General features: G+C 53.6%; 9 protein-coding genes. 3 read left to right on the top strand and 6 right to left on the bottom strand.

Features of this window, described 5'->3' with window-relative positions:
- Window positions 1–173 precede the first annotated feature (173 nt).
- The 5 genes from sufC to E1297_RS24525 form a co-directional block, all read right to left on the bottom strand.
- Window positions 174–929, bottom strand: coding sequence for a Fe-S cluster assembly ATPase SufC (sufC, locus tag E1297_RS24545; RefSeq protein ID WP_155143136.1), 756 nt, complete (start codon window positions 927–929; stop codon window positions 174–176).
- 198 nt (window positions 930–1,127) lie between these two features.
- A complete protein-coding gene (locus E1297_RS24540; RefSeq protein ID WP_155143135.1) occupies window positions 1,128–1,613 on the bottom strand; it encodes a hypothetical protein in 486 nt (161 codons plus the stop codon).
- Window positions 1,614–1,815: 202 nt separating this feature from the next.
- Entirely contained in the window at window positions 1,816–3,336 is a 1,521-nt protein-coding gene (gene sufB / locus E1297_RS24535) for a Fe-S cluster assembly protein SufB (protein ID WP_155143134.1), read from the bottom strand.
- 18 nt (window positions 3,337–3,354) lie between these two features.
- A complete protein-coding gene (locus E1297_RS24530; RefSeq protein WP_155143133.1) occupies window positions 3,355–4,398 on the bottom strand; it encodes a cysteine desulfurase family protein in 1,044 nt (347 codons plus the stop codon).
- A gap of 58 nt (window positions 4,399–4,456) precedes the next feature.
- Window positions 4,457–4,915 (bottom strand): Rrf2 family transcriptional regulator, encoded by a 459-nt coding sequence (locus E1297_RS24525; protein WP_155143132.1) that lies wholly within the window; start codon window positions 4,913–4,915, stop codon window positions 4,457–4,459.
- Window positions 4,916–5,094: 179 nt separating this feature from the next.
- Here E1297_RS24525 and E1297_RS24520 point away from each other — a divergent pair, with 179 nt between their 5' ends.
- The 3 genes from E1297_RS24520 to E1297_RS24510 are packed head-to-tail and all read left to right on the top strand — an operon-like array spanning window position 5,095 to window position 7,156.
- Window positions 5,095–5,748 carry an alpha/beta hydrolase gene (locus E1297_RS24520; protein WP_155143131.1) on the top strand — a complete coding sequence of 218 codons (654 nt, stop codon included), beginning with the start codon at window positions 5,095–5,097 and terminating at the stop codon, window positions 5,746–5,748.
- Window positions 5,748–5,993: a hypothetical protein gene (locus tag E1297_RS24515; RefSeq protein WP_155143130.1), complete on the top strand. Its 246-nt coding sequence runs from the start codon at window positions 5,748–5,750 to the stop codon at window positions 5,991–5,993. The genes E1297_RS24520 and E1297_RS24515 overlap by 1 nt, the downstream gene beginning before the upstream one ends.
- The gene (locus E1297_RS24510) at window positions 5,990–7,156 is read left to right on the top strand and encodes an HD domain-containing protein (protein WP_155143129.1); all 1,167 of its coding nucleotides are present in this window, start codon (window positions 5,990–5,992) and stop codon (window positions 7,154–7,156) included. The genes E1297_RS24515 and E1297_RS24510 overlap by 4 nt, the downstream gene beginning before the upstream one ends.
- Before the next feature lie 55 nt (window positions 7,157–7,211).
- On the opposite strand, the gene E1297_RS50835 is transcribed toward E1297_RS24510, so the two are convergent.
- Complete coding sequence (locus E1297_RS50835; RefSeq protein ID WP_256372778.1) at window positions 7,212–7,343, bottom strand: hypothetical protein; 132 nt, start codon at window positions 7,341–7,343, stop codon at window positions 7,212–7,214.
- Window positions 7,344–7,392 lie beyond the last annotated feature (49 nt).

The following is a 7,392-nucleotide window of genomic DNA, read 5'->3' as shown; positions in this document are numbered from 1 at the left end:
CAGAGTATCGGGATGTGTGTACTTCCAATACTCGTCCCTGCGGCTCGGCAGGCCCATTTCACGAACACGTGCAAGCGCCGCTTCGCGGGCAGCGCGCGTACAACCGGCTTCAGGCAGGCTCAGCGATGCCAGCCGAGCCTCGGTCGCGTTTTGTTTGACTTCGGGCAAGGCCATCAGTTCACCTCAGCAAGGATGTCGGCGTAGCCGTTGTTTTCAACCTCAAGTGCCAGATCAGGACCACCAGTTTTGACGATACGACCATCTGCCATGATGTGAACAACGTCCGGTTTGATGTGATCCAGCAGGCGCTGATAGTGGGTAATGACAAGGAATCCACGGCCTTCGTCACGCAGTGCATTTACACCTTCGGCCACTAGTTTCATCGCATCGACATCCAGACCCGAGTCTGTCTCGTCCAGAATGCACATCTTGGGCTCAAGCATCGCCATCTGAAGAATCTCGTTGCGTTTCTTTTCACCGCCCGAAAAGCCAACATTGACCGGACGCTTGAGCATGTCAGCGTCGATCTTCAAGGATTTGGCCTTTGCGCGAACTTCCTTGAGGAAATCTGTCGCAGACAGTTCTTCTTCTCCACGCGCCTTGCGCTGGGCATTTACGGCTGTGCGCAGGAAGGTCATGTTGCCAACGCCGGGAATTTCAACCGGGTATTGGAAAGCAAGGAAAACACCCGCTGCCGCGCGCTCTTCCGGTTCCATCTCCAACAGGTCTTCCCCGTTCAGAGTTGCTGAACCTTCAGTAACTTCATAGCCGTCACGCCCGGACAGCACGTAGCTAAGCGTCGACTTACCCGAACCGTTCGGCCCCATGATCGCGTGCACTTTGCCAGCTTCGACAGTCAGGTCGACGCCTTTGAGGATTTGCTTGTCTTCTTCCTCAAGTTTCACGTGCAGGTTTTTGATTTCCAGCATTTTTTCCTCACATACTTCGATGCCGCCTGATTTGGCGGCTTTATCTGATTGATCTCTGCAGGCCCGGGCTGTCACATCTCTGACCGAGATGAGACTGCCGCTGCAGAAACCATTGGTTTGAAAGAATATTGTCAGTTACAACGCCAACGGTTGGCATCTGCAGATAAGTGTCAGTGATCGGCTCTGAACTTTCCTCGATCAGTTGAAAGCGATCACTATACTGAACAGTCGGATACTTGATGGTTCGGTTTGATTTTTCACCATTTCCACCCAGTCTGGCCCGTACACCTGCTCGAACGAGTCTGGGTAGGCCCAAACGGCATTGTGGAACGTGAACGTGGTTGCCATCATCGCCAATGCACTTGTCCGAGCGAATTCTTTCTGCCTGCCGTTCAACAGGAACGAAATCAGAAAGATCGCGGCCATGGCCAGAACAATACTGATCAGATCCTGAGAACCGGCTTTTGGATCGCCCGGCACGCCGATCATCTGAAACTGGATATAGCGCGAAAGGAAGACCGCCCCGACCCCCAGCAGAAACGCTCCGATGAACGAAATCGGATATGAAAGGCGATGCCAGATGGTGTCCCCGGACCGTCGAGATGTGCCTTTTGACGCTTCCTCCGCCCGGGCATTGATGCGTTCGACGCGTGATTGGAAGGCTGACTTTTGTTCTTCTATCATCGACGCGTCTACCAAATTCACAAACTCTATATCCGCGTCTGGATACCAAGCGTTGGAACGGCAGGCAAATCACCAATTTAGGGTGAGCCAACAATTGCTTTTGCAATGCTGGCGCGACTCCGCTCGGCACTGCGCAAGCCACCGTGCGGACAGCCGAACGCGGCGCAGAGCCAGTTATGGTCCGGGTGTCCAACATAGCGAATTAGCCTACAGATCCTTCAAGACTGATTGCGACCAGTTGCTGGGCTTCCATCGCAAACTCCATCGGCAATGCCTGAAGGACGTCTTTGCAGAACCCGTTAACGACCAGTGCCACAGCCTCTTCTTCGTCCATACCACGCTGGCGGCAATAGAACAGCTGATCATCGTCAACTTTCGAGGTTGTGGCCTCGTGTTCCACCCGGCTCGAGTTATTCTTTACTTCAATGTAAGGCACCGTGTGGGCACCGCATTTATCGCCGATCAACAGCGAGTCACACTGGGTATAGTTGCGGCTGTCCTTGGCTTTGGGGTGCATCGACACCAGCCCACGATAGGTGTTCTGCGCTTTACCGGCACTGATGCCTTTCGAGACAATCCGCGACTTGGTGTTCTTACCCAAATGCACCATCTTGGTGCCGGTATCAGCCTGCTGATAGTTGTTGGTAATGGCGATCGAGTAGAATTCACCCTGGCTTTCATTGCCGCGCAATATGCAGGACGGGTACTTCCAGGTCACCGCAGAACCAGTCTCGACCTGTGTCCACATCACTTTGGATCGATCACCCCGGCAATCGGCGCGCTTGGTCACAAAGTTGTAAATGCCGCCTTTGCCGTTTTCATCCCCGGGGAACCAGTTCTGAACCGTCGAGTACTTAACCTCGGCATCTTCCTCGATAATGATCTCAACCACAGCTGCGTGCAGCTGTGCTGTATCCCGCTGTGGTGCCGTACAACCTTCGAGATACGAAACGTAAGACCCCTTGTCGGCGATGATCAAAGTGCGTTCGAACTGACCTGTGTTTTCCGCGTTGATACGGAAATAGGTGCTCAGTTCCATCGGGCAGCGCACGCCCGGCGGTACGTAGACAAATGATCCATCCGAGAACACAGCAGAGTTCAGGGTTGCATAGAAGTTGTCAGAAACAGGAACCACAGATCCCAGATACTTTTTAACAAGTTCCGGATGCTCACGGATCGCTTCCGAGATCGAGCAGAAAATTACGCCATGCTTCTTCAGCTCATCCTGGAAAGTCGTACCGACCGACACAGAGTCAAATACTGCGTCCACAGCAACCTTGCGGCCCTCTGCGGGTGCATCCTCTGCACCTTCCACACCAGCCAGAATCATCTGTTCTTTCAGCGGGATACCAAGCTTTTCGTAGGTCGCCAAAAGCTTGGGATCGACTTCATCCAAAGATTTCGGCTTCTCCTCCATCGATTTTGGACGGGCATAGTAGTACTGGTCCTGGAAATCGATCTTCGGATAGTGAACCATGGCCCAGTTCGGTTCTTCCTTCTGGGTCCAGCGTTCGAACGCTGCAAGGCGCCACTCGGTCATCCACTCGGGTTCGTCGTTTTTTTCTGAGATCAGGCGAACGATATCGGGGTTTACGCCCTTTGGCGCATACTCCATCTCGATATCGGTATCCCAACCGTATTTATAGGTTCCGACCTCGCGCACCGCATCAACGGTTTCCTGATCGACACCTTCTTTTACCTGGGTCTGGTCCAAAGCGGCCATGACTCACCCTCCGTCAGATCACGCGGCGCGCGCGCGATGCTTTTTCTCTTTCTCAAGCCACGTTTCCGCGAAACGCAGCACATCTTCTTCGGTCGTCTGAGGGCCCAGCGAAACGCGGATCGCGCTGGCTGCTGTCACCTCATCATATCCCATCGCGGTTAGTACCGCGCTGGCCCGGACCTTGCCGCTGGAACATGCTGAACCTGCGCTGATCGCAAATCCGGACAAATCCATCTGCATCACTTGTGTTTCACCCTTCCACCCGGGTGTCGCAAAACACAAAGTGTTCGGGAGGCGATCCTGACCTTTCCCGACAAAAATAGTAGCTTTAGAACCGGCCTCAAGGGCCTTTTCTAGAATATTTCTAAGTTCTGCAACCTTTTCCCAAACGCCATCTGCCAAATCCCGGGCAGCCGCTTCAGCTGCAGCACCGAACCCTACAATTCCAATGACATTTTCCGTGCCTGAACGACGCCCCATTTCCTGACCACCGCCCTTGATTTGAGCGGCCAAGTCGGTTCCACGCTTCATCACGACAGCACCAACCCCTTTGGGACCACCCAATTTATGGGCGGAAATCAATGCCATCTGCGCACCCAGCCAGTTGAAAGCCACTGGCAGTTTCCCAAAGGCCTGCGTCGCATCCGTCACTGCGATGCCCTGCGGTAGCTTTTGGATGATTCCAGTCTCTGAATTTGCAAGTTGAAGCGTCGAATCCTCAGGGTCAGGCACATCGACCACCCCAAGACCTGAAACTGAAAGATCTTCGACAGACCAAGCCCTTACAGCATCATGCTCAACAGCCGAGCCATGCAGGTTACGCCCAGCCATTGTCAAAGCGGCACCCTCGGTAGATCCGGATGTAAAGACAATATCGGCTCCATCCGCGCCAAACGCTGATGCGATCTGCTCCCTAGCCTTTTCGACCACTGACTTCGCCGCCCGACCTTCGGCATGAACAGAAGACGGGTTACCACACACTTCCATAGCTGCAATCATTGCGGAGCGCGCTTCGGGTCTGAGCGGCGTCGTAGCGTTATGATCCAGATAAATGCGATTCATGGATGCATCTTTTCCTGCGAAAAACCTGTCCGGACTATATGCTCAACCTTTAAACTCATCAGTCATCAACGACCGAAAACAGGTTGGGCACCGCAGGACACGGCGCAAGATCGTTCTTGATCACATCAGACAACCGTGTCTGATGCAGGAAAACATAAACATGAGCACTGAGGCTCTCCCACAAACGATTGGTCAGTGACTGTGCCCGGCTGCCCGATGATCCACCTGAGGCACCAGCCCCCTTGTGCATTGCATCAACGGTCTCATCCACTGCAGCCAGAATCTCGACCACCCGAATCTCAGATGCTGGGCGTGCGAGCCTATAGCCCCCGCCGGGGCCACGCACCGAAGTAACTAGCTCTGCTCGGCGAAGCTTAACGAACAACTGCTCGAGATATGGCAGAGAAACATCCTGACGTTCGGAAATTTCACCCAAAGTAACCAGCGTATCTGCAGGCTGTAGCGCGATATCGGCCAGTGCGACCATCGCATAACGACCCTTGGTCGATAGCTTCATTTGTCTTCCCTCGTGGCAAGTATCGCGCGAAAACATTGACGCCGCCGCAGCCAGTGCGTATCTCCCACTGACAGCGTCTTCACGCTATGTATCGTAATTAGAACCGTTCTAAGGTGCCTGACGGATATCGTCAAGTATATCCCGGGGCCATAAGAGAAAAAGACAGGACCAAAGCACACATGCCCGAGGTGATTTTTCCCGGACCCGAAGGCCGTCTGGAAGGCCGCTACCACCCGCAAAAGGAAAAAGACGCACCGATCGCCATCGTGCTTCACCCGCATCCACAGTTTGGCGGGACCATGAACAACAAGGTGGTCTACAATCTGCACTATGCGTTCTACAACATGGGCTTTACCGTGTTGCGCTTTAACTTCCGCGGCGTTGGCCGCAGCCAGGGTGAATACGATCAAGGCGTCGGAGAGCTGAGCGATGCCGCATCGGCGCTCGATTATCTGCAGTCGATGAACAACAACTCCAAGCATTGCTGGGTTGCCGGTTTCTCGTTCGGTGCGTGGATCGGAATGCAATTGCTGATGCGTCGCCCTGAAATTACCGGTTTCATCAGCGTCTCGCCGCCAGCTAACATGTATGACTTTTCATTCCTGGCACCCTGCCCGTCATCCGGCCTGATCATCAACGGATCAGCAGATCGCGTGGCACCGCCCGCCGATACCACCACTCTGGTCAGCAAGCTGCATGAGCAAAAAGGTATCACGATCACGCATACCGAAGTCGAAGGCGCAGACCACTTCTTCCAGGATCGTCACATGGACACATTGATCGATCACACCACGGAATATGTGAAGCGTCGTCTGACAGAGAACACACGCTGATGTCGGACACCATCACAACCCTGGCCTCGAAACTGGCCGAGGACACAATGAAAGTGATGGATGAAACCGGTCAGGACCGGTTTTACGTCGAAGTCGGTGAACTGCTGGGCGCGTCCTCGCAGTCTCTTGAAGAGGCGTATCTGACCGAGATTCGCGTACGTCTGGCCGAACGCAAGGCCAGACAATTCGTAATCAAGCGGTTGTCCGACCATCGCTCAAAACTTAAGGCCATAGAAAAACAATGAATGACCGTTTGCCTGCACAGATCGCTTTCCTGAAACAGGCAGACAAACTGAAATCGGTCGAGCGGGCGAATGTCCTGCTCGATCAATCCCGATCCGAGAACTCAGCCGAGCACAGTTGGCACCTGACCCTTTGGGCGCTGGTCATGGAGCCGCTTGCGGAGAAAGATGTCAGTATCAACCGGGTCATTCAGATGCTGCTGCTTCATGATCTGGTCGAGATCCTGGTGGGTGATCACCCAATCCATCTGGAAACTGATTGGCAGGCCGTGGCACTGGCTGAAAACAAAGCCGCAGAAGAGTTGTTTGGCGTTCTCCCCGAGGATCAAGCGATTGCGTTTCTGAACCTCTGGCGCGAGTTTGAAGAAGACAAAACACCAGACGCCCGCTTTGCCAAAATTCTGGATCGTTGCCAGCCACTGTTTCAAGTACTGTGCGCCGGTGAGCCGCGCCCTGATCATCTGGACGTTGTGCAGAGCAATTTGGATGGTGGACGCGCCGCCTATCTCGAATACGCTTTTCCATATGCCTATGGGCACGCCCGGCAGATGTATTCCGGGGGTACGCCGACAGACACTAATCCGTTCGCACAACGGCTTCCGTTTCTCACAGAAGCCGATCAGCTAAAGTCTGTACAGCGCGCTTCACGCTTGCTGTCCGGCGACCGCTTTGAAAACTCGGCCGAGCACTCATGGCACATCATGCTGCATGCATGGGTTTTGGCGGAATACGCAGAACCCACGGTTAAAACTGACCGGGTTCTCAAAATGCTACTGCTGCATGACATTGTAGAAATCGATGCAGGCGACCACCCCATCCATGGGCAGGTTGATCACGCAGCCCAGGCTGCAAAAGAAGAAGCTGCTGCATCGCGATTATTTGGCATGCTTCCTGCGGATCAATACGAAGAGTTTCTAGCCTTGTGGCATGAATTTGAAGCCGCAGAGACGCCTGATGCCCGGTTCGCCAAAGCAGTTGACCGGATTCAAACACCGATTGCCAATCTGGAAACGGGCGGCGGATCGTGGGTCGACTACGATGTTACTTTGGCACAGATTGAGAGTCGGGTTGGAACATCTGTACACCAAGGCTCACCAAAGCTTTGGGCGTGGCTCAGGCCGCAGCTTGAGGATTTTTTCTCAAACTCCAAACCCGCTGCCAGTTAGTTTCAGAATAGAAAAAGAGGCCCGAAAGCCTCTTTATCCTTTACCAGGCGGACGCCTAAACCGCTGTATCATCAAACCGTTCAACCATCTGGGCTGCATCAATTTCGACGGACCCCCCGCCAGCAAGCCACCCAAGCGCCACAATAAGAGCCGAAGCAAAAATGACGTATTTAGCAAATTTCGTCATGACAAACACTCGTTAAACTTAAAATCAAAAACATCTAAATAATAACATA

Source organism: Roseibium sp. RKSG952 (assembly GCF_009711355.1).
Note: the sequence above shows the minus strand (reverse complement) of the source record. Positions and strands in the feature narration are given on the sequence as shown.

Excerpts from the sequence above, each read along its gene's own strand:
- E1297_RS24540 (WP_155143135.1), bottom strand. The coding sequence starts at position 1,613 with ATGATAGAAGAACAAAAGTCAGCCTTCCAATCACGCGTCGAACGCATC.
- E1297_RS50835 (WP_256372778.1), bottom strand. The coding sequence starts at position 7,343 with ATGACGAAATTTGCTAAATACGTCATTTTTGCTTCGGCTCTTATTGTG.
- E1297_RS24530 (WP_155143133.1), bottom strand. The coding sequence starts at position 4,398 with ATGAATCGCATTTATCTGGATCATAACGCTACGACGCCGCTCAGACCC.
- E1297_RS24525 (WP_155143132.1), bottom strand. The coding sequence starts at position 4,915 with ATGAAGCTATCGACCAAGGGTCGTTATGCGATGGTCGCACTGGCCGAT.
- sufB (WP_155143134.1), bottom strand. The coding sequence starts at position 3,336 with ATGGCCGCTTTGGACCAGACCCAGGTAAAAGAAGGTGTCGATCAGGAA.
- E1297_RS24510 (WP_155143129.1), top strand. The coding sequence starts at position 5,990 with ATGAATGACCGTTTGCCTGCACAGATCGCTTTCCTGAAACAGGCAGAC.
- E1297_RS24515 (WP_155143130.1), top strand. The coding sequence starts at position 5,748 with ATGTCGGACACCATCACAACCCTGGCCTCGAAACTGGCCGAGGACACA.
- E1297_RS24520 (WP_155143131.1), top strand. The coding sequence starts at position 5,095 with ATGCCCGAGGTGATTTTTCCCGGACCCGAAGGCCGTCTGGAAGGCCGC.
- sufC (WP_155143136.1), bottom strand. The coding sequence starts at position 929 with ATGCTGGAAATCAAAAACCTGCACGTGAAACTTGAGGAAGAAGACAAG.